This is a genomic window from Streptomyces mobaraensis NBRC 13819 = DSM 40847 (genome assembly GCF_017916255.1).
GTDB lineage: Bacteria > Actinomycetota > Actinomycetes > Streptomycetales > Streptomycetaceae > Streptomyces > Streptomyces mobaraensis.
Map to the genome: position 1 here is coordinate 7,505,222 of NZ_CP072827.1, position 21,527 is coordinate 7,526,748.

Here is a 21,527-nt window from a genome sequence, read left to right on the forward strand (position 1 = left end):
GCCCGGGCGCCGGAGCCCTCATAGCATCGGCCGGGACCTTGTCGTCAGTGCCGACCCGGCGACGACCGTTCAGAGAGGCTCGTCCGTGCACCGCTGGCTTTCCGAACGGCGCCGATCGACGGTGAGTCTGGCCCTCGCGGTGATCGCGGCGGCGGTCCTCCCCAACGGCGGCGCGGGGGACGTCTCGACAGCGGACATCGGGGTGTTCGTCCTCTTCGCCTACCTGCTCCCGTACCTCGCGTTGACCTTGGCCGCCTTCTGGGGCGTCGACCCGGGACAGGTCCGGTCGTGGGCCCGTCGCGAAGCCCGCGGCACGTTCATGCAGCGCTACGTCCTCGGAACCGCGCCCGGACCCGGGGCGTCCCTCTTCATCGCGGCCGCGGCCCTGGTGGTGGCGGTGCTCTGGCTCCCCGGCCGCCTCGGCACCGCCTTCCCCGTCGTCCCGCGCACGCTGGTGGCCCTCGCCCTGGTCGTCGTCGCCTGGGTCTGCGTGGTGCTGGCCTTCGCGGTCACCTTCCAGGCCGACAACCTCGTGGAGGACGAGCGGGCGCTCGACTTCCCCGGGGGAGAGGCCCCGGCCTGGGCCGACTACGTCTACTTCGCCCTGGCGGCGATGACGACGTTCGGCACCACCGACGTCAACGTGACCTCGCGGGACATGCGGCGGACGGTGGCGGCGAACACGGTCGTCGCGTACGTCTTCAACACCGTCACGGTGGCGAGTCTGGTGTCCGCGCTGGGCCGCCGCTAGCACCGCGGCGGCGGAACGGCCGTCAGCGCTTCGGCGGCGACAGCGTCCGGCGGCGGTGGACGCTGTCCGAGACGCGGTCCAGCGTCCAGGCGGCGTGCGGCGTCGGCGTACTGAGAACGGACGGGACGAACCGCGGCCGCGGCCGCCGCACGGCGGCGAGGTCCTCGTGCGTCCGGTCGCCGGCGAGCCGGTCGGCGAGCAGTGTTCCGAGGCAGGGGGACGGGGCGAGGCCGTGGCCGTTGCGGCCGACGGCGTAGAAGACGTTCTTCGCCGCCTCTCCGGCGACCGGCGGCAGCGACGACGTCATCGCGATCCACCCGCCCCAGGCGCGCCGCGCCGCGACGTCGCCGAGCGCGACGGGAACCGCTCGTGGAAGCCGCGGCCGTGCCGAGCCGCGGTGGGAGGGAAAATCATGCGCGCTGCGCGGCCGGGTACGGCACGATGGGCCGGTGCGGGCGCGCCCGCCCCCTCGGGGGGCGGGCGAAGATATCGGAGGGACCCTCCGCTACGGTGTCGGTCAACGATCTACCTAGGGGGGATTCCCGATGACGAACCAGACCGACCGGCCTCTCCGTTTCGCCGTCAACATGTTCAGTACGGGCACCGGCGCCGAATGGCGCGCCAAGTGCCGCCGGGCCGAGGAGCTCGGCTACGACGTGATCCTGGTGGCCGACCACCTGGGCATGCCGGCCCCGTTCCCGTTCCTGGTGGCCGCCGGGGAGGTCACCGAGCGGCCCCGGCTGGGGACCTACGTCCTCAATGCCGGCTTCTGGAACCCGGCCCTGCTCGCCCGCGAAGTGGCCACGACCGACCAACTCACCGGCGGCCGGCTGGAACTGGGCCTCGGAGCCGGCTACGTGCAGGCCGAGCACGAGAGCGCCGGACTGCCCTTCGGCTCACCGCGCGAGCGCGTGGACCACCTGGTCCGCACCGTGACCGAGGTCGGCCGGCTGCTCGCGGACCCGGACCGCGTGCCCGCGGCCGCCCAGCCCCGGGTTCCGGTGGTGATCGGCGGGAGCGGCGACCGCGTCATGCGCGCGGCCGCCCGGCACGCCACCACCATGTCCTTCACCGGAGGCGGCATCGGTCCCGGCGGCGTGCCGCAGTTGCTGGCCCCCGCCGCCCTCGAGGAGCGCGTCGCGCTCTACCGCCGCTTCGAGGCCGAACGACCGGCCGAACTGGCGCCCGCCGAGCTGAACTTCCTGGTGCAGATCGTGACCGTCGACGGCGACCCCTTCGCGAAGAAGGGCGACCTGATGGGAGACGTGTCCCACTTCACGGAAGAGGACCTGCTGACCCACCCCTCCCTCCTGTCCGGTTCGGTCACGGAGATCGCCGCCCGCCTGCACGCCCACCAAGCGCGTTACGGCTTCAGTTACTTCACCATTCTGGAGCCGTACATGGAGGAGTTCGCCCCGGTGCTGGAGCACCTGCGCGCCTGACCGGCCGGCACGCCCCTTCCTGTGCGCGAGTGATGACAAACCTCACTTCAGCTCGTACGCGCGCCACGGGATGCTCGGTAGCGCAGCAGCCAAGGGCGGCCTCCGGCCCGGCCGTCCGGCTCCCCGCGCGCCACAGGAAAGGGGCGGCCCCGTGCCGGAACCGTCCGGGAAGCCCGGCGTCCACCGACCGTCGAAGACCGGGACGGCGCGAATCCTCGCCGTCTCGCTCCTCCGCTGGGCGGCGCGGCGACCACTGCCGCAACAGGCCGACGGCGCACGCCGCTTCGCGCACTCGTCGGACGTCCGCCAGACGCTGACACTGCTCCTCCTGGTGGAGACCGTCACCGCGTGCTGCGCCTCCGCGGTGCTGCCCCCGGTGTTCAGGGCCTGCCACGCGGTCTTCGAAGCGCTGCTCGTCCTCGCCGGCTTCGGTGCCGTCGCCGCGACGGCACGGAACCCGCACCTGGTCTCCCCGTCCCGGCTGGTCCTGCGTACGGGCTGCCTCGGCAGCCTGACGGTGCCCGGCGCCTCGGTCGTGTCCGTCACGCGCGCCCCCCGGACCGTCGCCGGCCTGGGCATCCGCCGGGTCCCCGGCGAGCCGCGGGCCGTGGCCTGCTCGGCCGGCGGCGCGGTGGACCTGTGCCTCCGGCTCGACCCGCCGGTCGTCCTCGACCTCGGAAAGACGGGGACGGCGACGCGGGTGGACACCGTCTACCTCTCGGCGGACGCGCCGGACGCCCTGGCCCGAGCCGTACGGGAGGCCGCCGCGCTCCGGCACTGAACACCCTCCGGCACCGAACCGGCGGAGCGTCCCCGGACCGACCCGTACCCCGGCCCCGCGTGCTTCGGCCCCGGCCGGTGGCTGTCCACGGACGCGAAGCCCGTGTTCACGAGGCGTTCTTCCCCGGAGAGCCTGAGGCACGGCCGCGCCGTCGCCGCTGCGCCGAGCCGTATAGGACCTGGGTATGACATCGCATCTGGCGCCATGGTCCGACGCCAGGGAGCCGTGCGGGACGGGACAGTGGGGACATCAGCCGAACGAGGGTGAGGAGCCCGCCGATGTCCCCGATCCGCCGGACCGTCCGCACCACCGCCCGCGCCTTCCTGGCGCTCCCGGCCGGGTGGGCGGCGGTGGCCCTGACGCTGGCCGGCCGCCCGCGCCAGGCGGCCCGGCTCCAGGGCCGGATCGCCGGCGGCGAAGGCTGGACCGGCGGCCGGGTGCTGGGCCGGGCCGTGCTCGGACTGCCCCTGGACCTGGCGGCCTTCGGCCTGATCGGCTTCGCGCTGTTCAACTCCGTACGCAACTTCGGCTACCCCGTCTGGTACCTGGACACCGACTACCACCACGCCTGGGGCGGCCCGACCCTCGCCGGCGTCTGGGCCGTCCACGCGGGCGGGTGGCTGCTGTGCCTGGCGCTGCTCCTGCACTGGCCCGTGCGGTGGCTCGCGAACGGCCGGCGGGCGGTGGCCCGCCGGGTGACGGGCGGCGGGGGCGCTCGGCGCGGGCCGGCGGCGCCGGAGCCGGTCGCGGCGCGGTGCGCGTAGCCGCGGTCGGCGGGGGTGCTCGGCGCCGGGCCGCGGCCCGCGGGAAGCTCAGCGCGGGCCGTCGGCGGCCCGGGCCGGCGCCGACGGCGGCCGGTGCGACGCGCTGTGGAAGGCCCGGCGGTAGGCGCTGGGAGTGGTGCCCAGGGCGCCGAGGAAGCGCCTGCGCAGGTTGGTCGCGGACGACAGCCCGGTACGGCGGGCGACGGCGTCCACCGCCAGGTCCGAGGTCTCCAGCAGCTCGCGGGCCGCGGCGATCCGCCGGGCGAGCAGCCACTGCCCCGGACTGACGCCGAGCTGCTCGGTGAAGCGGCGGGCGAGGGTGCGCGTGGAGCAGCCGGCCCGGGCCGCCAGCCGGTCGAGCGTCAGCGGCTCGTGCAGCCGGGCCGCGGCCCAGTCCAGCAGCGGCGCGAGCGAACTGTCGATCTGCGCGGGGTGCGGCGGGGCGGCGTACTGCAGCTGCCCGCCCTCGCGGTGCGGCGGCATCACCATGTTCCGGGCGACCCGCGCCGCGTAACCGGCACCGTGGTCGGCGCGCACCAGGTGCAGGCACAGGTCGATCCCGGCACCGGAGCCCGCGCTGGTCGCGATGTCGCCGTGGTCCACGTACAGCACGTCCCGTTCGAGGCGCACGGCGGGGAACCGCGCGGCGAACTCCTCGGCCTGCGCCCAGTGGGTGGTCGCCGAACGGCCGTCCAGGAGCCCCGCGTACGCCAGGGCGAAGGCGCCGGAACAGATGCTGACCACGCGCGCCCCCCGCTCGTGCGCCCGGCGTATGGCCCGCACGACGGCGTCCGACGGAGGTTCCGCGAGGGGCAGCCAGCCCGGGACGACCACGGTGTCGGCCCGGTCGAGGGCGTCGAGCCCCTCGGTGACGACCATGTCGTACCCGGCGAGCGTGGGGACGGGACCGGGCCGCTCGGCGCACACGCCGAAGCGGTACCGGACCGGCAGGCCGCGTCGCGTGACGCCGAACACATCGGCGGCGCAGGCGAGTTCGAAGGTCGACTGAGGCGCGTGGACGAGTGCCGCTACACGGTGCATGGCAGGAAAGTACCTCAGGACGTCAAACGAGACACTGGGCGGGGCGCGGGGAACAGGTGAGGCTTGCCCCATGACGAACACGACACAGCCGACCACGGACACCACGCACACCACGCACTCCACGGACGCCGCGGCGCCCGCGGGCGGGCAGGTGCCCGGCTACGCGTGGGCCGCCGTACAGGACGCCCCGGCCCGCACCCTCTTCCCCGGCATCCGGCTGCGCTCGCTGTGGAGCGGGGAGAACGGCGCGACGGCGCACGTGGTGGAGATGGACCCCGGCGCGTGCTGGGAGGGCATCGACGTCCACGAACCGGGCCCGGAGGAGGTGTTCGTGGTCTCCGGCGTCTTCAACGACGGCGAGCGCGACTACCCCGCGGGCACCTTCCTCCACGCCCCCGCCGGCTCCTCCCACATCCCGCAGACGACGACGGGCTGCACCATCTTCGTCTTCTACCCGGAGGGCTAGGCGCCCCGCCCGGGAGCCGGCCGTGCGGCGGGGCGCCCGTCCGGCGCGGAGCCCGTTCAGGAGGCCCCGTCCGCCGCCTCCCCGTGGACCGCCCCCCGCAACTCCCGCGAGAGGTCGATGAGTTCGCCCGCGAACAGGTCCACGGCGCGGTTCCGGAACTCCTCCGGCGTCAGCCGCACCGGCACGTCCTCGCCGACCCGGCCGACGATGACCCCGGCCGGCGACTCCGCCTTCGCCTCGTCCTCCGCGTCGGTGCCGTCGAGAGCGCGCGCGAGGGCGCCGGCGACCGAGGACCGGGCCGACTTGGCCACGCTCAGGTCGTCCAGGGCGAAGCCGATGTAGGCGGCGACCAGGGTGCCGGACTCGTCGACGACGCGAATGCCCTTCGGGATCGCGTTGCCGCCGCGCGCCGTGAGCGTGGCGACGCCCGAGGCGGCCCCGGTCAGCGACAGTTCGGCCCGGACCGTCCGCGGGTTGGCGAACCGGTCGTCGGGCTCCTTCCCCCCGAGGCGCTCCGCCTCCAGCCGCCCCTCGGCCGACCCCTCGGCCCGGCGCCGTTCCTCCTCCGCGTCACGGCCTCCGACAGCCCGTTCGTCGCCTCCGGCCGACCGCTCGTCCACCGCCATGGCGATCCCTCCCCGCCCCCTCGCCGGTGTGTCTCCCACCGTGTTCCCCGCCTCCGGCCGGCGATGCGCACCGGCCGAAGGCGGACGGCGCGGCCCGCCGTCACCGACAGCGATCATGTGGCGGTAGCCTCACGCGAGGAACGGCGGGCGCACGGGCGCCCGTACGAAGAGCCACCCCAGGAGGACCAGCGATGGCGCTCGAGCACGACCGGGCCGCCCAGCGCGGCGAGGAGATCCTCGCCGTTTTCGACACCGCGTTCGCGCAGCTGCTGGCGGCCGACCCGGCCGCCTTCCGGGTCAAGTTCCGGAAGATGGCCGCCTCCGCCTTCGCCTTCTACCGGGGCACGGCCTGCCTCTTCTACCACGACCTGGCCCACGAGCGGGACGCCGGCCCCTACCTGGACGACCGCACGTCCCGGGTGTGGATCCACGGCGACCTGCACGCCGAGAACTTCGGCACCTACATGGACGCCGGCGGACGGCTGGTCTTCAACGTCAACGACTTCGACGAGGCGTACGTCGGCCCGTTCCTCTGGGACCTCAAGCGCTTCGCCGCCTCCGTGGCGCTGCTCGGCCACGCCAAGGCGCTCAGCGACGCCACCATCACCGAGCTGGTGCGGATCTACGCCGCCGCCTACCGGGAGCGCGTCCACGCCCTCGCCACGGGCGCCAAGGACGACGAGATCCCGCCCTTCACCCTCGACACCGCGCAGGGCCCGCTCCTCGACGCCCTGCGCGAGGCGCGCGCCCGCACGCGCTTCGGCCTCCTCTCGACCATGACCGAGATCCGCGAGCACGACCGGCGCTTCCTCGACGGCGGCGGCTCGATACCGCTGGACGCCGCGACGCGTGCCAAGGTCCTGGAAGCCTTCGACGGCTACCTGGAGACGCTGCCCGACAGCAGCCGGGTCCGCCCCGACTCCCACCGCGTCAAGGACGTCGTCGGCCGCCGCGGCATCGGCATCGGCAGCGCCGGCCTGCCCTCGTACAACATCCTCTTGGAAGGCAACAGCGACGCCCTGGAGAACGACGTCGTCATCTACATGAAGCAGGCGCAGACCCCCGCGGTCTCCCGGCACGTCACCGACCCGGCCGTCCGCGCCTACTTCACGCACGAGGGCCACCGCACGGTGATCTCCCAGCGCGCCCTCCAGGCGCACGCCGACCCGTGGCTGGGCTGGACCGAGCTCGACGGCGCCGGGCAGCTGGTCGCGGAGGTCTCCCCGTACGCCGTCGACCTCGACTGGTCCGACATCGACGACCCGGAGCAGATCGCCGCCGTCGTCGCCGACCTCGGCCGCGCGACCGCCACCATGCACGCCGCCGCCGACGACACCAGCGGCCACTCCCTGGTGCCGTTCTCCACCGAGCACGCCATCGACGCCGCGATCGCCGCCGACGAGACCGGCTTCGCCGAACTGCTCACCGACTTCGCCCACAGCTACGGCGCCCGGGCCCGCGAGGACCACCGGATCTTCGTCGACCTCTTCCGCAACGGCCGCATCCCGGGCCTGTAACCGAGGCACGACCCGCCCCGGGGCACCGCCGCCCCGGGGTCCGGCCACCCGCCGGAGCGTCACCGGACGCGAGCGGTAGCGGTCCGGAAAACGCCGCTGAGCCGAGGGAGAGGGGGCGGCCCCTCAGGTGATCTGGATGTTGGCCATCATGGCCATGTCCTCGTGTTCGAGGTTGTGGCAGTGGATCATGTAGCGGCCCCGGTAGCCGGTGAAGCGGACGAGGGTTTCGACGGTTTCGTACGGGCGTACGTCCACGGTGTCCTTCCAGCCGGCGTCCTTGGGCTCGGCGGGGCGGCCGCCGCGGGCGGTGACCTGGAACCGGGCGAGGTGGACGTGGACGGGGTGGTGGAAGTCGCTGCTGAAGCGCCAGCGTTCCACGCTGCCCAGGCGGGGCCGGGCGAGGACGGTGTCGGGGTGGAACGGCTTGCCGTTGATGGTCCACATCCGGCGGTCCTCGCCGGCGGGGGTGCGGCGGAAGCCGAAGGTGCGGACCGGTACGCCCGTGGCGGGTGCGAGGTCCTCATAGCGGGTTGAGAGCCGGTCCGGCACTCGGCTGGTGTCCTTGGCCTTGCGTGCGACGTGGAAGCGCATGACGTCGCGCATCCGGCCTCCGGCGGCGGTGTTGCGCAGGGTGACGCGGCTGCCAACGGGGTGGTCGCCGAAGTCGACGACGACGTCGAACCGCTCGCCGGGCGCGATGTCGAGCGCGTCGTGGCGCTGGGGTGCGGGAAGCAGCCCGCCGTCGCTGCCGATCTGTACGAACCGTCCGTGCCCACCGCCTTCGACGTCGAGCCGGAGCCGGTAGCGGCGGGCGTTGGAGCCGTTGAGCAGGCGGAAGCGGTAGCGGCAGCCGGCGACCTCGAGTTGCGATGCGCATCTCGCGCCGCCTGTTGATGGAGGAGGCCCGGGCCGTGGCGGCCGTCCGCGCGGCCGTGCGGGAGGTGGGCCTGGCTGTGCCGGGTCTGTGTACCGGCCTCCCCGCCCGTCGGTGTGCCTTCCGTTCGCAGGCTGACCTCTTGGCAAATAGTCTCCGCGCAGATAATCTGTTCGCAGATGAGTCGAGCGAGGGGAACGCGTCATGTGGAGCCACACCTACACGGGTGAGACGACGGCGGCACCGGAGGCGGTCTGGGCCGTGCTGCGGGATGTCGGCAACTGGGCGCTGTGGGACACCTCCATGGAGGCCGTGTCGCTGCTGGGGCCGTTCGAGGTCGGCAGCCGGGTCTCCATGACGCCGACCGGCCAGGAACCGATCGTGTCGGTGATCACCGAGATCGAGGAGAACGTGCGCTACGCGGACGAGACCGAGTTCGGCGGGATGGTGCTGCGGTTCAGCCACACGCTGAGCCCGCTGGCGGACGGCGGAACGTCGGTGGCGCACCGGCTGGAGATCTCCGGGCCGGACGCGGACACGGCCGGGCCCGAACTCGGCCCCGCGATCAGCGAGGACTTCCCGGAGGCGATGGCCGCCCTGTTCGCGCGGGCGACGGCCGGATGAGCGCGGGGGAGCGGATCGGCGGCCCCGACCACAGCCCCGGCTTCTGGCTCTGGCACGCGACGCTGCGCTGGCAGCGGGCCATCGCGGAGACCTTGGCGCCGTACGACCTGACGCACGCCCAGTTCGTCCTGCTGTCCTGCGCCTGGTGGCTCAACGAGCGGGGCGAGCTGCCCAGTCAGCAGGCACTGGCCCGGCAGGCCGGGACGGACGTGAAGATGACCTCTCAACTCGTCCGGAAACTGGAGGCGAAGGGACTGCTGGACCGGGAGGCCGACCCGCGCGACTCCCGCGCGCGCCGGCTGCGGATCACCCCGCGCGGGGCCGAACTGGCGCGGGCGGCCATCACCGAGGTCGAGCGGGTGGACGCGGAGTTCTTCGCCCCGGCCGGCGAGGGGGTCGACGGCCTGGACGGCCGGGCGCTGAGCGCCCTGCTGCGGCGGCTGGTGGAGACCTCACGGGAGGAGCGGGCCTAGGCGCGCCCGGCGGCCGGGCGCCGGGCGCGGTGGGGAACCGACCCCGGCCGTCGGCCGTGCCCGCCCCTGGTCGCGTGGCCGACGGGGGCCCGGCATCGCCCGGCGGCGCCGGCGCGTAGGCGGACGCCCCGCCCGTACGGCGCCCGACCGGCCGCGGCGCTCCGCCGGGATCGTGGTGGTCCGCGACCGCCGCGACAGCGCGCGGTCGCGGCGCCGGTCCCGGTCGCGGCGCCGGTCCCGGTCGCGGCGCCGGTCCCGGTCGCGGCGCCGGTCCCGGTCGCGGCGCCGGTCCCGGTCGCGGCGCCGGTCCCGGTCGCGGCGCCGGTCCCGGTCGCGGCGCCGGTCCCGGTCCCGGTCGCGGCGCCGGTCCCGGTCCTGACGACGCGTCCGTCTCCCGGTCGGCCCACCGGGCGACGCGTCGGCCGACCCACCGGGCGAGCCGGAGGAGGGGGGCGTCGACTCCCGCGCCGCCGCGCCCGGTTGGCGGGTTCCCGCCCGTCCGTGATCGGTGTCGTTGACCGCGCCGACCGCCGCCGGTTGGCTCTCCCTCGCCGAAGGGGCGGCGCCGGTGACGGGCCGGCCCGACCACAGGGGAGGACGGATCACCATGAGACGGACGAACACCGGCAAGGCGAGACGGCCGCTGGCGCGCGGGGGCCTGGTCCTCGCGGCGGCGGCCCTGATGGCGGGGGCGGCGCTGCCGGCCCACGCGGAACCGCGGGCCGACGACGTCGTCCAAGTGGACCTCGGACTCGACGGCGCGCAGCCCGACAACTGGTCCGAGGCCCGCGGGATGAGCGCCGACGGCCGGTACGCCGTCTTCACCTCCCTGGCGTCCAACCTCGTCCAGGGCGACACCAACCGCCTGTACGACGTCTTCGTCCGCGACCTGCGCACCGGGCGGACGGAACGGGTCAGCCTCGCCGACGACGGCGCGCAGCTCGACGGGTCCACGAGTCAGGCGGCCATCAGCGGCGACGGCCGGTACGTGGCGTTCGCGTCCGACGCGGCCGACGTCCTGCCGGGGCTGCCCGCCAACGGCGGCTACCGGGTCTTCGTCCGGGACCGCCGGACCGGGCACACCGAACTCGTCAGCGCCGACGGGAGCGCCGCGAGCCCCACCATCAGCGCGGACGGCCGGTACGTCGCGTACACCCTCGACGGGCGGGACATCCATGTCACCGACCGCTGGAAGGGGACCACCCGGCTGGTCACGGCGGGCGCGGACGGCTCCCGGGCCGACAACTCCTCCGCCGACCCGGTGATCAGCGCGGACGGCACCACGATCGGCTTCCGCTCCCGGGCCACCAACCTGCTGCCGCGCGACCAGGCCCCCACCGCCGCCCCCGCCGCCCCCACCGGCTCCAAGCCGCCGCGCCCGCGCCCCACGTTCCCGTTCTACGTGTACGACGCGCGCACCGGCCGCATCCAGGGCGCCTCCGTCGACCCGGCCGGCATGCTGCGCGACGCGCACCCGTACGTCAATCTGAGCCCCGACGGGCGGTACGCCACGTTCCGCGTCTTCGAGCCCAACGGGACGGACGAGGAGGGCTCGCACGTCGAGCTCTACCTCCGCGACCTGCGGCACGGCACCACCACGAAGGCGGCCCTCCCGCTGCCGGGCACCCGGACCGTGCACGACGCCTACCGCGGCAGCGTGACGGCCGACGGACGATGGCTGCTGTTCGCCTCGGGCGCCGACAACCTGGTGCCCGGCGACACCAACCAGGCCGTGGACCTCTTCCGGCGCGACCTGCGGACCGGCCGGATCGAGCGGATCGGCCCGGCCGGCGGCGCCACGGACATCTCCTGGACCCCCAACTCCCTCTCCGTGGACGGCCCCGGCACCACCGCCCTCTTCGACGGCGGCGGCAAGGTGTACGCCCGCCGGCTCCCGCCCGCCTGACCGGGCGAACGCCCAAGGCCACGGCCGGGGCGGGGCGGAGCGCGATGCCGGTACGGCCGCGCTCCACCCCGCCCCGGCCTGTTCGTTCACGCCCATTCGACCGGCTTCCCGGTCGCCACGCCGCCGCACCCGCGCGAATCTCCGCCGGGGTCTGCTTTCGGCCTCCCGGGCGCCCGACGGCACCGATCGCCCGCGCCCGGCGCTTCCTCCTGATCAACCGCAGGTAACGCCCGGCCCCCGCCCCCGCCTGACGTATCGTTCCCCCCTGCCGTGCCGCCTCCCAAGACGGCTCAAAACATCAGTTTGTAGGGCAATGGGCACGGGGAGTTATGCGTTCGCTTCCAAGATCTTTCACGGGGGAGCCGCCCCTGAAACGGCGCTTTCCCGCCCACACCGAAGAGGAGCCGCATGCTGCCCGCCATGCCGCACGACGCCCGCGAACGATTCCTTGCCGCCCCGCACATCGGCGTCCTGGGCGTCACCGATCCCCGGGGCGGCGACCGGGCACCCCTGGTGGTGCCCGTCTGGTACGCGTACGAGCCGGGCGGCGAAGTGGTCGTCGAGACGGGCCGGGAGACGGTCAAGGCCCGACTGCTGCGCGCCGCCGGGCGGTTCAGCCTCTGCGTGCAGGACGAACGGCGGCCGTACCGCTACGTCAGCGTCGAGGGGCCGGTCACCGCGGTCGAGGACCCCGTCGACCCGGCCGTGCGCGAGGCCCTGGCCCACCGCTACCTCGACCCCGACGAGGCCCGCGACTACCTGGCGGCCACGGCGGCCCAGCTGAAGGACGACGTCGTCTTCCGCATGCGCCCGGAGCGCTGGCGCACCGCCGACTTCGCCGCCTTCGCGGCCGACTTCGCCGGCACCTCGGCGGAGACCCCGGCCGCCGGCTGACCGCCGCCGCACACCCGAAAAGCCGCACAACCGAAAAGGCGCACCGCACGCCGCGCCCCGGAAGCGCGAGCACCGGACCGCGCGCGACAGCGCCGAGCCCGCGTACCCCGCAGAGCCGACGCACCGCGCCACCGCACCCCAGCACAACCCGGAAGGACACCGCACCCGCACATGACCCACACCGACGTCTCCTTACGCCCCCACCCGCGCACCCGGCCCACGGCGGACACCGCGCCCCCGCCCGGCTACCCGCGGGACCGGCTCGTAGCCGAGCTGTTCACGGCGCAGGCGGCCGCCCGCCCGGACGCCCTCGCCGCCCGGCACGGGGAGCGCACCCTCACCTACGGCCGGCTCGACGCCCGTTCCGACGCCCTGGCGGCGCGCCTGCGCTCGCACGGCGTCGAGCCGGGCGACCTGGTGGGCGTCTGCGGTGGTCGTTCCCTCGAAGCGCTGGTCGCGCTGCTGGGCATCCTCAAGGCCGGCTGCGCGTACGTCCCGCTGGACCAGGACCTGCCGCCGGCCCGGCTGCGGGCCATGGCGGAGGACGCGGGGCTGCGCGCCGCCGTCACCCTGCCCGGCGGCGAACGCCCGGTGCGCGGACTGCGCGTGACCATCGGCCTCGACGAGGACGACGCGACCACCGCCGCCCCCGTCGGCCCCCGCGCCCCCTCCCGCACCGCGGCCCCGACCGACCCCGCCTACGTGGCCTTCACCTCCGGCACCACCGGCCGCCCCAAACCGGTCGCCATACCGCACCGCGGCGTCGTCCGCCTCGTGCTCTCCGACCCCGAACTGCCGCCGCCCGGACCGGACGACCGCGTCCTGCACGCCTACGGGCTGTCCTCCGACGCCTCGACGATAGAGATCTGGGGCGCGCTGCTCACCGGGGCGTGCCTGGTCATCGCCGACCGCGCCGAACTCCTCTCGCCCACCGCCCTGGAGGAGTTGCTGCGCACCCGGCGGGTCACGGTCGCGTACCTGACGACCAGCGTCTTCCACCTCCTCGCCCGGACCCGGCCCGAGGCCCTGGCGGGGCTGCGGTTCGTGTCGGCCGGCGGCGAGGCGATGGACCCGCGCCTGGCCAACGCCGTGCTGGCGGCCTGCCCCGGCACCACCGTCGTCAACTTCTACGGCCCGACCGAGAACGCGGTGGTCTCCACCGCCCATGTGCTGCGCCCGCTGCCCGACGACGCCGGGCACGTGCCCCTCGGCCGCCCCTTCGGCGCCTCCACCTGCCACGTCGTGCGCCCGGACGGCACCCCGGCGGCGCCCGGCGAGGAGGGCGAGCTGTACGTCGGCGGGGACGGGCTGGCCCTCGGCTACCTCGGCGACGCGGCGCTGACCGCCGAGCGGTTCGTCACCCTGCCCGCCGTGGAACCGGGCGGGCGGCTGTACCGGACCGGCGACCGGGCGGTCCTGACCGCCGACGGCCTGCTGGAGTACCACGGCCGGCTGGACCGGCAGGTGAAGCTGCGCGGCGTCCGCGTCGAACTCGACGAGGTCGAGGCCCGGCTGCGGGCCAACCCGGCGGTCGGCGAGGCCGTCGTCGAGGCCGAGGACGGCGCGCTCACGGCGTACGTCACCCCCGCCGAGGCCGGGCACCCGGTGCCCGTGCCGGACCTGCGCGCCTACTGCGCGCAGTGGCTGCCCGCGCAGGCCGTCCCGGCGCTCGTGCCGCTGGAACGGTTCCCGGTGACCAGCGGCGGCAAGGTGGACCGCGCCCGGCTGAAGGCCGCGGCCCCCGCCCCCGAACCGGCGGGGGAGGAACCCGCGGCGGAGGACGGCCTGCTCGGCGTCCTCGCGGAGGTGTGGCAGCAGGTCCTGCGCGTCCGGCCCGCCCCCCACGACCGGTTCTTCGACCTCGGCGGCGACTCCCTGCTCGCCTCCGAGACCGTCACCCGCACCCTCGCCGTCCTGGGCCTGGACGCCGCCCACGGCTCGGGCCTCGTCAGGGCGCTGCTGGCCGCCCCCACCCTGGAAGGCTTCGCCGCGGCCGTCCGCGAGGCACGCCACGGCACCGCCGGAACGGCCGCGCCGCCCGCCGACTTCGTCAAGGAGGCCGAGCTCGGCTTCGACCTCCCGCCCGCCACCGGCCCGGCCCCGCGCCCCCACGACCCGCGGCACGTGCTGCTCACCGGCGCCTCCGGGTTCGTCGGCGCCTTCCTCCTCGACCGGCTGCTGCGCACCACGCGGGCACGCGTCCACTGCCCGGTACGGGCGACGGGCCCGGCCCACGCCGAACGGCGGGTGCGCACCGCGCTCGCCCGCTACGGGCTGCACCCGGACGAGGCCGCGTGGCAGCGGGTGGAGTGCTTCCCCGGCGACCTGACCCAGCCCGCCCTCGGCCTGTCCGACGCGCGCACGGCCGACCTCTCCCGCACCCTGGACCTCGTCGTCCACAACGGCGCCCACGTCAACTTCCTCTACCCCTATGAGGAGTTGCGCGCGGCCAACGTCGACGGCACCCGGGAGGTCGTCCGCATCGCCGCGCCCCGCCGCGTCCCCGTGCACTTCGTCTCCACCGTCGCCGTCGTCGCCGGCTTCGGCGCGGCCGGGGTGCGCGAGGTGGACGAGGACCTGCCGTTGGACCACGCCGACGCCCTGACCATGGGCTACGCGGAGAGCAAGTGGGTCGCCGAGGGCGTGCTGCGGCAGGCCGCCGACCAGGGACTCCCGGTCGCCGTCCACCGGCCGTACGAGGTCACGGGCGACACGGCGCGCGGCGTGTGCAACACCGAGACGGCCATCTGCTCGCTGCTGAAGATGATCGCCGACACGGGCCTGGCCCCGGACATCGCGCTGCCCATGGACTTCGTCCCGGTGGACCACCTCGCCGCGGCCCTCGTCCACATCGCCACCCACCAGCAGGCCGACGGCCGCGTCTACCACCTCACCAACCCGCGCCCGGCGATGCTCTCGGACGTCCTGGACCGGATGCGCGCCGCCGGCCACACCCTGCGCACGCTGCCCTACGACGAGTGGGTCGCCGCCCTCGTCCGCCACGTCGCCGCGCACCCCACGGCCGCCACGGCCCCGTTCGTGTCGCTGTGCGTCGACCGCGGCCGCACGACGGACCGGTCCGTCAAGGAGATGTACCTCCAGGACACCTTCCCCGTGCTGGGGCGGCGCAACACCGAGGCGGCGCTGGCCGGCAGCGGGCTCGACTGCCCGCCGGTCGACGCCGCCCTGCTCGACCGCTACCTGGAGTACTTCCACACCTCCGGCTACCTCACCCGCCCCGCGACCAGTCCCTCGGAGGGGACCGCATGAGCGACACCGAAGCCGTGGACCCCACCGGCACCGTCATCGACGTCCCCGCCCCCGAGCCCGGCAGCGCCGGATCGCCGTGCGGCTACGCCCGGCTGCGCGCCGAACAGCCCGTCGTCAAGGCGAAGCTGCCCAACGGCGAGACGGGCTGGCTCCTCAGCCGCTACGAGGACGTGCGCGCCGCCTTCGCCGACCCCCGGCTCGTCCGGCCGCTGCTGTCGGCCTGGCCGCCCCGCGAGGGCGCCGACGCCCCGCCGCCGTGCCTGCCCACCTTCCTGGAGATGACCGGCGAGCACCACGAGCGCGTCCGCCGTACCGTCCTCCCGCTGTTCGGCCGCCGCAGGCTGGAGTTCATGGTCCCGCGCGTCCGGGCCATCGCCGAGGAGCTCCTCGACGCCATGGTCGCCGGGGCGCCGGACGGCACGGCCGACCTCGTCCCCGCCTACGTCGAACCGCTCCCGCTGCGGGTGCTGTGCGAGACCGTCGGACTGCCGTACGAGGAGCGCGACGTCTACCTGCCGCACACCCTCGCCCTGCTCGGCGCCTCCGGGCTGACGATGGAGGAGGTGCTGGCCGCGCTGTACGCCCTCCAGGACTACGCCTCCGAGCTCATCGCCCGCAGGGAGCGGGCGGGGGAGGGCGAGGACTACCTCGGTCTGCTGCTGGCGGAGAGCCGCCGGGCGGGTGCCACCCTGACGCGCGACGACGTCGTCAGCTTCGTCGTCACCATGCTCATGGCCGGCTACAAGACCAACATCCAGCACACCGGCAACGCCATGCTCGTCCTCCTCGACCACCCCGACGAGCTGCGGAGGCTCCGCGAGGAGCCCGCGCGCATCGGCGCCGCCGTGGAGGAACTGCTGCGCTACGTACCGCTGATGAACGCGATCAACATCCTCGTCGCCCGGGAGGACTTCACCCTGCACGGGCAGCGCATCCGGGCCGGCGACGCGGTCGTGCCCGTCCCGGCGTCGGCCAACCGCGACCCCGCGGCGTTCACCGACCCCGACCGGCTCGACCTGACCCGCTCGCCCAACGCCCACGTGGCCTTCGGGCACGGCCCGCACGCCTGCACCGGCGGCCACCTGACCCGGCTCCAGCTCACCACCGCCATCGAGGTGCTGCTCGAGCGGCTGCCCGGCGTCGAACTGGCCGAACCGGCCGCCTCGCTCCCCTGGGACGAGACGACCCCGCTGCGCGCCCCGGCCCGGCTGCCGGTGCGCTGGTGACGCCCGTACCGCCCGCCGACGAGAGAGGCCCATACCCCGTGACCACACCGCACACCCCCACGGCCGCCGGCGGCCCGTCCGAGGAGCCGCTGCCGCGCTACCCGTTCAGCACCAAAGGCGACCGGCTCGCCCCCGAACTCGCCGAACTGCGCGGTCGCTGCCCGGTGGCCCGCGTCGGCACCAACTCCGGTGGCGAGGCGTGGCTCGTCACCGGCTACGACCTCACCCGGCACGTGCTGCGCGACCGGGCCTTCGCCCGCTCCGTACTGGGCGAGGCCGACAGCCCGGCGCAGGACGCCCCCATCCTGGCGCCCGAACTGCTGGACGCCATGAACCACCTCAAGAAGGCCGGCCTGCGCGACGAGGTGCTCAAGGCCCTCGGCCGCGACCAGCCCGAGCTGCCCGACGCCTGGGTCGCCGAAGCGACCCGCGAGGGCCTGGACGCCATGGTCCGCGAGGGCGCGCCGGGCGACCTCCAGAAGCACTTCGCCGAACACGTCGCCGCCCGCTGCATGCTGCGCCTGCTCGGGCTGCCCTTCGAGGACCGCGCGTACCTGGCCCCCCGCGCCGACGCCGACCTGACGATGGTCACGTACTCGGACGAGGAACTCGCCCGCAACTGGGAGGAGATCCGCCGGCACATGGACGCGCACATGGCCGCCCGCCGCCCGGGCGAGCCGCGCGGCCTGGCCGACCGCCTCGCCGACCTCAACGCCCGCCACCAGGGACTGACGGGCCGGCAGCTGTCCAACATCGTCGCCGTCCTCTTCGTCAGCGGCTACGAGGACTTCGCGAGCTTCCTGGGCGTGGCGGCGTTCAACCTCCTCCAGCGGCCCGAAGCGCTCAAGACCCTGCGGGAGCGGCCCGAGACGACACCCCAGTGCGTGGAGGAACTGCTGCGCTACAGCGTCGTCCTGGGCAACGCGATCCCGCGCTACGTCACCCGGGACACCGAACTCGGCCCGGCGTCCCTCAAACAGGGCGACCTCGTCCTGCTCTCCCTGGACGCCGTCAACTTCGACCCGGCCGCCTTCACCGCCCCCGAGACCTTCGACCCGTCCCGCTCGCCCAACCCCCACCTCCGCTTCGGCTACGGCCGCCACCACTGCCCGGGCGCCCACCTGGTCCGCCGCCACTCCGACACGGCGTTCCGCGTCCTCGTCGACCACCTCCCGGACCTCCGCCCCGCGGTTCCGGCGACCGAGGTCCCCTGGCACCCCCACCGGATGGCGATCATGCCGGCGGAGATCCTCGTCACCTGGTGAGAACGGGACACCGGTGCGCCGGGGCTGACCCCCTGCCCCCGGGCAGGGGGTCAGCCCCGGTCGAACACGTTGGGCCGGCCGAACTCGTACCGGGCCTGGGCCTGCCGGTGGAACGGTTCGAGTTCCGGAGGGCGCGACGAGGACCGGCCCCGTTACCTTTTCCGTGGCCCCGCAACGGGGCGCCTGGCCCCCGGGCTCGGTATGGCTGTGTGCCCCCTGTCGAAGTACATGACCTGGGGGGTGTTGCCGCCGGGCTTCGGGGCACCGCTTGACCGCTGATGAGGGGCCTGACGACCACTCTGGTTCGGCGCAATGCCGGACCGCTTCACGGGTGGCATGTCTGCGTAACGTGGTTGCCGGCGTGTGGTGCCGCAGGGACGGCCGGGAGTTGGGGAGACGAGTGGCGAGGGGCACGCGCACATGGTCGACACGACCGCGACAGATCTCTTCCTCGGCCTGGACCTGGGCAAGGAGTTCCACCACGCCCACGGCCGGACCGGGGACGGCAGGACCGTGCACGACAAGCGGCTGCCCAACACCGAGCCGAAACTGCTGGAGCTGTTCACCAAGCTGGTGGCGAAGTTCGGTACCGTCCTGGTGATCGTGGACCAGGTCGCCAACATCGGCGCGCTGCCGCTGACGGTGGCCCGCGCGAGCGGGTGCCGGGTGGCCTACCTGCCGGGACTGTCGATGCGGCGGGCCGCCGACCTGCATCCCGGTGAGGCCAAGACAGACGCCCGCGACGCGTTCGTGATCGCCGAGACCGCCCGGACCATGCCGCACACCTTGCGCGCGGTGGACCGTGACGACGAGGTACTGGCCGAGCTGACCATGCTCACCGGCTACGACAACGACCTGGCCGGCGAGGTGAACCGCACCACCAACCGGCTGCGCGGCCTGCTCTCCCAGATCCACCCCTCCCTGGAACGCGTGCTCGGCCCGCGCCTGGCCTACCCCTACGTCCAAGCCCTCCTGGCCCGGCACGGCTCCCCGGCGAAGCTGAAGAGACTCGGCCGGGCCCGCTGCGAGGCCCTGCTCAAAGCGCACGGCTCGCGCAAGGCGAAGCAGCTGGCCGGGGAGATCTCCGACGCGCTGGCCGAGCAGACTCTCGTCGTTCCCGGCACCGAGGCGTCCGCGCTGATCGTTCCGGGCCTGGCCGCTCAGCTCGCCGCCGCCCACACCCAGCGACAGGCCACCGAGCAGGAGATCGCCGCCCTGCTGGAGGCCCTCCCTCTTTTCCACCTCCTGACGTCCCTGCCCGGCATGGGCGTCAGGACCACCGCCGCGGTGATCGTCGCGATCGGTGACGGCACCGGCTTCCCCACCGCCGGACACCTCGCCTCCTACGCCGGACTCGCCCCCGCAACGAAGTCCTCGGGCACCTCCATCCGCGGCGAGCACGCTCCCCACCGCGGCAACCGGCTCCTCAAACGCGCCCTGTTCCAGGCCGCGTTCGCCGCGACCGGCTGCAAGAGCGACCCGTCCTCGCGGATCTACTACGACCGCCAGCGAACCCGCGGCAAGACTCACACCCAGGCGATCCTCCGCCTGGCCCGGCAACGCGTGAACGTCATCCACGCGATGATCCGCAACGGCACCCTCTACGAACCCCGCGCCCTCGACCTCGCTGCCTGACACCCACCCCACCCCCTGCCTCTTCCAGCCCGCTCCATCCCGTCACCGGCACGGCCACCCCCGCCACGCCGGCCACCGCCCTGCCCGCACCGCACCCGAGCCGCCGGGAACATCCCGCTTCGCGGGACGTTCCCGAAAACCAGCACGAACCCCTACGAACCAGCCCCGCCAGGGTTGACGAAACAGATAGGGGCACCCCCCCGCCCGCGCCATGTCCGGATATGACAGAAGCACGTCATTGCGGCCACGCCGCCGCGGCCCGGACGATAGGGGCATGCCCCAGACGCACCACCGCGTTGTGATCGCGGTCTTCCCCGACGTCGACCTCCTCGACGTCACCGGCCCGGCCGAGGTGTTCGCCCTGGCCAACCGGGAGAGCGGCGGCCGTGCCGGGTACGAGGTACGGCTGGCCGGCCCCGGCCCGGCGGGGGAGGCCGTCGCGACCTCGGCGGGGGTGCGCGTGGTGACCGACCTGGGCATGGCCGACGTGGGGGCCGCGGTGGACACCCTGCTCGTCCCCGGCGCGGTCGACCCCGGGCCCGAGGGCCCGCGGGCCCGGATCGACGACGGCCTGGTGGAATGGATCAAGGCCACCGCGCCCCACGCGCGGCGCGTCGCCTCGGTGTGCGTGGGCGCGCACCTGCTCGCCGCGGCCGGGGTGCTGGACGGCCGGAGGGCGACCACGCACTGGTCGACCGCCGCGCAACTCGCCGCGGACCACCCGCGGGTGGACGTCGACGCGGACCCGATCTTCGTCCGCTCGGGGCGGGTGTGGACCGGCGCGGGCATCAGCGCCTGCCTCGACCTGGCCCTCGCCCTGGTCGCCGAGGACCACGGCGAGGACCTGGCGCTGGCCGTCGCCCGCCAGCTGGTCGTCTACCTCAAACGCCCCGGCGGCCAGAGCCAGTTCAGCGTGCCGATCAGCCGCCCGGCGTCGTCCCGCAGGGACCTCGACGAGCTGCGCCGGTACATCGGCGAACACCTCGACGAGGACCTGTCGGCGGCCGCCCTGGCGGCGCGGATGTGCCTGAGCGAACGGCACTTCTCCCGCGTGTTCGCCCAGGAGACCGGCGCCACTCCGGCCGGCTATGTGGAGGCGGCCCGGGTGGAGGCGGCCCGTCGGCTGCTGGAGACCACCGACCGGCCCCTGGAACACGTCGCCCGGGCCTGCGGCCTGCGGTCGGTGGAGACCCTGCACCGGGCGTTCCGCCGGCAGATCAACACCACCCCGGCCGCGTACCGCCGCCGCTTCCGCACCACCTGAGCCCTTCTGCCCCTCCGGGGCCACCCCCCGGCTTCCGCATACCCAGCCGCATCCCTTTTGCGGCGATCCGAAAGGAAACATCCCATGCCCGCTTCGACGACCCTGCGCGACGTCCTCGGCCTGGACGGCCGGCTCCCGCGGCTGGAGGACAGCACGCTGATCATGATCGACTTCCAGAACACCTACCGCACCGGCGTCATGGCCCTCGACGGCGCCGAGGCCGCCCTGGCCGCCGGTGCCCGGCTGCTGGGCGCCGCCCGTTCCGCCGGCGCCCCGGTGGTGCACGTGGTCAACGACGGCGGCGCCGGCACCCTGTACGACATCCGGGCCGACATCGGCGCGATCAGTGCCGAGGTCGCTCCCCTGGAAGGAGAACCGGTGGTGGTCAAGCAGTTCCCCGACGCCTTCCACGCCACCGGCCTGGAGACGACCCTGCGCACCCTGGACGCCGGACCCGACCTGGTACTGGCCGGCTTTATGACCCACATGTGCGTCAGCTACACCGCCCAGGGCGCCTTCACCCTCGGCTACCGCCCCACCGTCGTCGCCGAGGCCACCGCCACCCGCTCCCTGACGGCACCCGACGGCACCACCGTCCCCGCCGCCACTCTCCACACCGCGGCCCTCACGACCATCAGGGACCTCTTCGGACCCGTCGCCCCCCGGGTGCGGGACCTTATGCCCTGAGCCACGGGCGAGTCGCCGCCC

General features: G+C 74.6%; 20 protein-coding genes and 1 pseudogene. 16 read left to right on the forward strand and 5 right to left on the reverse strand.

Going from position 1 to position 21,527, the window contains the following annotated elements; all coding sequences use genetic code 11:
- Positions 1-85 precede the first annotated feature (85 nt).
- Complete coding sequence (locus J7W19_RS32245; RefSeq protein ID WP_004955990.1) at positions 86-751, forward strand: DUF1345 domain-containing protein; 666 nt, start codon at positions 86-88, stop codon at positions 749-751.
- Between the two features lie 22 nt (positions 752-773).
- Here the strand turns inward: J7W19_RS32245 and J7W19_RS33720 are convergent, their stop codons facing one another.
- Complete coding sequence (locus J7W19_RS33720; protein WP_325176110.1) at positions 774-1,241, reverse strand: FAD-dependent oxidoreductase; 468 nt, start codon at positions 1,239-1,241, stop codon at positions 774-776.
- A gap of 55 nt (positions 1,242-1,296) precedes the next feature.
- Here J7W19_RS33720 and J7W19_RS32255 point away from each other — a divergent pair, with 55 nt between their 5' ends.
- From J7W19_RS32255 to J7W19_RS32265, 3 genes are all read left to right on the forward strand, one after another.
- A complete protein-coding gene (locus J7W19_RS32255) occupies positions 1,297-2,193 on the forward strand; it encodes a TIGR03621 family F420-dependent LLM class oxidoreductase (RefSeq protein WP_004955983.1) in 897 nt (298 codons plus the stop codon).
- Positions 2,194-2,344: 151 nt separating this feature from the next.
- Positions 2,345-2,974: a hypothetical protein gene (locus J7W19_RS32260; protein ID WP_004955981.1), complete on the forward strand. Its 630-nt coding sequence runs from the start codon at positions 2,345-2,347 to the stop codon at positions 2,972-2,974.
- Between the two features lie 278 nt (positions 2,975-3,252).
- A complete protein-coding gene (locus J7W19_RS32265) occupies positions 3,253-3,738 on the forward strand; it encodes a hypothetical protein (protein ID WP_004955979.1) in 486 nt (161 codons plus the stop codon).
- 48 nt (positions 3,739-3,786) lie between these two features.
- On the opposite strand, the gene J7W19_RS32270 is transcribed toward J7W19_RS32265, so the two are convergent.
- Positions 3,787-4,779 (reverse strand): helix-turn-helix domain-containing protein, encoded by a 993-nt coding sequence (locus tag J7W19_RS32270; RefSeq protein ID WP_210455424.1) that lies wholly within the window; start codon positions 4,777-4,779, stop codon positions 3,787-3,789.
- A 70-nt stretch (positions 4,780-4,849) separates the two neighbouring features.
- On the opposite strand from J7W19_RS32270, the gene J7W19_RS32275 reads away from it, so the two are divergent.
- Positions 4,850-5,245 (forward strand): cupin domain-containing protein, encoded by a 396-nt coding sequence (locus J7W19_RS32275; RefSeq protein WP_004954003.1) that lies wholly within the window; start codon positions 4,850-4,852, stop codon positions 5,243-5,245.
- Positions 5,246-5,301: 56 nt separating this feature from the next.
- Here J7W19_RS32275 and J7W19_RS32280 read toward each other — a convergent pair whose 3' ends face one another.
- On the reverse strand, positions 5,302-5,871 hold the full coding sequence (locus tag J7W19_RS32280; RefSeq protein ID WP_004954004.1) for a hypothetical protein: 570 nt from the start codon (positions 5,869-5,871) through the stop codon (positions 5,302-5,304).
- A 191-nt stretch (positions 5,872-6,062) separates the two neighbouring features.
- On the opposite strand from J7W19_RS32280, the gene J7W19_RS32285 reads away from it, so the two are divergent.
- Positions 6,063-7,388: a DUF2252 domain-containing protein gene (locus tag J7W19_RS32285; protein ID WP_004954008.1), complete on the forward strand. Its 1,326-nt coding sequence runs from the start codon at positions 6,063-6,065 to the stop codon at positions 7,386-7,388.
- A gap of 123 nt (positions 7,389-7,511) precedes the next feature.
- On the opposite strand, the gene J7W19_RS33320 is transcribed toward J7W19_RS32285, so the two are convergent.
- Entirely contained in the window at positions 7,512-7,991 is a 480-nt protein-coding gene (locus J7W19_RS33320) for a multicopper oxidase domain-containing protein (protein ID WP_004954011.1), read from the reverse strand.
- A 102-nt stretch (positions 7,992-8,093) separates the two neighbouring features.
- A pseudogene (locus J7W19_RS33325) lies at positions 8,094-8,468 on the reverse strand (hypothetical protein); the annotation flags it as partial.
- On the opposite strand from J7W19_RS33325, the gene J7W19_RS32295 reads away from it, so the two are divergent.
- From J7W19_RS32295 to J7W19_RS32340, 10 genes are all read left to right on the forward strand, one after another.
- Complete coding sequence (locus tag J7W19_RS32295) at positions 8,467-8,886, forward strand: SRPBCC family protein (protein ID WP_004954018.1); 420 nt, start codon at positions 8,467-8,469, stop codon at positions 8,884-8,886. The pseudogene J7W19_RS33325 and the gene J7W19_RS32295 overlap by 2 nt on opposite strands.
- Positions 8,883-9,359, forward strand: a complete 477-nt coding sequence (locus J7W19_RS32300; protein ID WP_004954023.1) for a MarR family winged helix-turn-helix transcriptional regulator — start codon at positions 8,883-8,885, stop codon at positions 9,357-9,359. Before J7W19_RS32295 ends, J7W19_RS32300 begins: the two co-directional genes overlap by 4 nt.
- A 607-nt stretch (positions 9,360-9,966) precedes the next feature.
- Entirely contained in the window at positions 9,967-11,265 is a 1,299-nt protein-coding gene (locus J7W19_RS32305) for a TolB-like translocation protein (protein WP_004954025.1), read from the forward strand.
- A gap of 408 nt (positions 11,266-11,673) precedes the next feature.
- Positions 11,674-12,159, forward strand: coding sequence for a TIGR03618 family F420-dependent PPOX class oxidoreductase (locus J7W19_RS32310; protein WP_004954028.1), 486 nt, complete (start codon positions 11,674-11,676; stop codon positions 12,157-12,159).
- 171 nt (positions 12,160-12,330) lie between these two features.
- Positions 12,331-15,429, forward strand: coding sequence for an amino acid adenylation domain-containing protein (locus J7W19_RS32315; RefSeq protein WP_004954032.1), 3,099 nt, complete (start codon positions 12,331-12,333; stop codon positions 15,427-15,429).
- On the forward strand, positions 15,426-16,655 hold the full coding sequence (locus J7W19_RS32320; RefSeq protein WP_004954034.1) for a cytochrome P450 family protein: 1,230 nt from the start codon (positions 15,426-15,428) through the stop codon (positions 16,653-16,655). Before J7W19_RS32315 ends, J7W19_RS32320 begins: the two co-directional genes overlap by 4 nt.
- Before the next feature lie 38 nt (positions 16,656-16,693).
- Positions 16,694-17,920, forward strand: a complete 1,227-nt coding sequence (locus J7W19_RS32325; RefSeq protein ID WP_004954037.1) for a cytochrome P450 — start codon at positions 16,694-16,696, stop codon at positions 17,918-17,920.
- Between the two features lie 420 nt (positions 17,921-18,340).
- Positions 18,341-19,555, forward strand: a complete 1,215-nt coding sequence (locus J7W19_RS32330) for an IS110 family RNA-guided transposase (protein ID WP_004956465.1) — start codon at positions 18,341-18,343, stop codon at positions 19,553-19,555.
- 274 nt (positions 19,556-19,829) lie between these two features.
- Positions 19,830-20,819, forward strand: a complete 990-nt coding sequence (locus J7W19_RS32335; RefSeq protein WP_004955431.1) for a GlxA family transcriptional regulator — start codon at positions 19,830-19,832, stop codon at positions 20,817-20,819.
- An 84-nt stretch (positions 20,820-20,903) separates the two neighbouring features.
- Positions 20,904-21,506 (forward strand): isochorismatase family protein, encoded by a 603-nt coding sequence (locus J7W19_RS32340; RefSeq protein ID WP_004955433.1) that lies wholly within the window; start codon positions 20,904-20,906, stop codon positions 21,504-21,506.
- Positions 21,507-21,527: the final 21 nt, after the last annotated feature.

Excerpts from the sequence above, each read along its gene's own strand:
- J7W19_RS32255 (WP_004955983.1), top strand. The coding sequence starts at position 1,297 with ATGACGAACCAGACCGACCGGCCTCTCCGTTTCGCCGTCAACATGTTC.
- J7W19_RS32265 (WP_004955979.1), top strand. The coding sequence starts at position 3,253 with ATGTCCCCGATCCGCCGGACCGTCCGCACCACCGCCCGCGCCTTCCTG.
- J7W19_RS32270 (WP_210455424.1), bottom strand. The coding sequence starts at position 4,779 with ATGCACCGTGTAGCGGCACTCGTCCACGCGCCTCAGTCGACCTTCGAA.
- J7W19_RS32275 (WP_004954003.1), top strand. The coding sequence starts at position 4,850 with ATGACGAACACGACACAGCCGACCACGGACACCACGCACACCACGCAC.
- J7W19_RS32280 (WP_004954004.1), bottom strand. The coding sequence starts at position 5,871 with ATGGCGGTGGACGAGCGGTCGGCCGGAGGCGACGAACGGGCTGTCGGA.
- J7W19_RS32285 (WP_004954008.1), top strand. The coding sequence starts at position 6,063 with ATGGCGCTCGAGCACGACCGGGCCGCCCAGCGCGGCGAGGAGATCCTC.
- J7W19_RS33320 (WP_004954011.1), bottom strand. The coding sequence starts at position 7,991 with ATGCGCGACGTCATGCGCTTCCACGTCGCACGCAAGGCCAAGGACACC.
- J7W19_RS32295 (WP_004954018.1), top strand. The coding sequence starts at position 8,467 with ATGTGGAGCCACACCTACACGGGTGAGACGACGGCGGCACCGGAGGCG.
- J7W19_RS32300 (WP_004954023.1), top strand. The coding sequence starts at position 8,883 with ATGAGCGCGGGGGAGCGGATCGGCGGCCCCGACCACAGCCCCGGCTTC.
- J7W19_RS32305 (WP_004954025.1), top strand. The coding sequence starts at position 9,967 with ATGAGACGGACGAACACCGGCAAGGCGAGACGGCCGCTGGCGCGCGGG.
- J7W19_RS32310 (WP_004954028.1), top strand. The coding sequence starts at position 11,674 with ATGCTGCCCGCCATGCCGCACGACGCCCGCGAACGATTCCTTGCCGCC.
- J7W19_RS32315 (WP_004954032.1), top strand. The coding sequence starts at position 12,331 with ATGACCCACACCGACGTCTCCTTACGCCCCCACCCGCGCACCCGGCCC.
- J7W19_RS32320 (WP_004954034.1), top strand. The coding sequence starts at position 15,426 with ATGAGCGACACCGAAGCCGTGGACCCCACCGGCACCGTCATCGACGTC.
- J7W19_RS32330 (WP_004956465.1), top strand. The coding sequence starts at position 18,341 with ATGGTCGACACGACCGCGACAGATCTCTTCCTCGGCCTGGACCTGGGC.
- J7W19_RS32335 (WP_004955431.1), top strand. The coding sequence starts at position 19,830 with ATGCCCCAGACGCACCACCGCGTTGTGATCGCGGTCTTCCCCGACGTC.
- J7W19_RS32340 (WP_004955433.1), top strand. The coding sequence starts at position 20,904 with ATGCCCGCTTCGACGACCCTGCGCGACGTCCTCGGCCTGGACGGCCGG.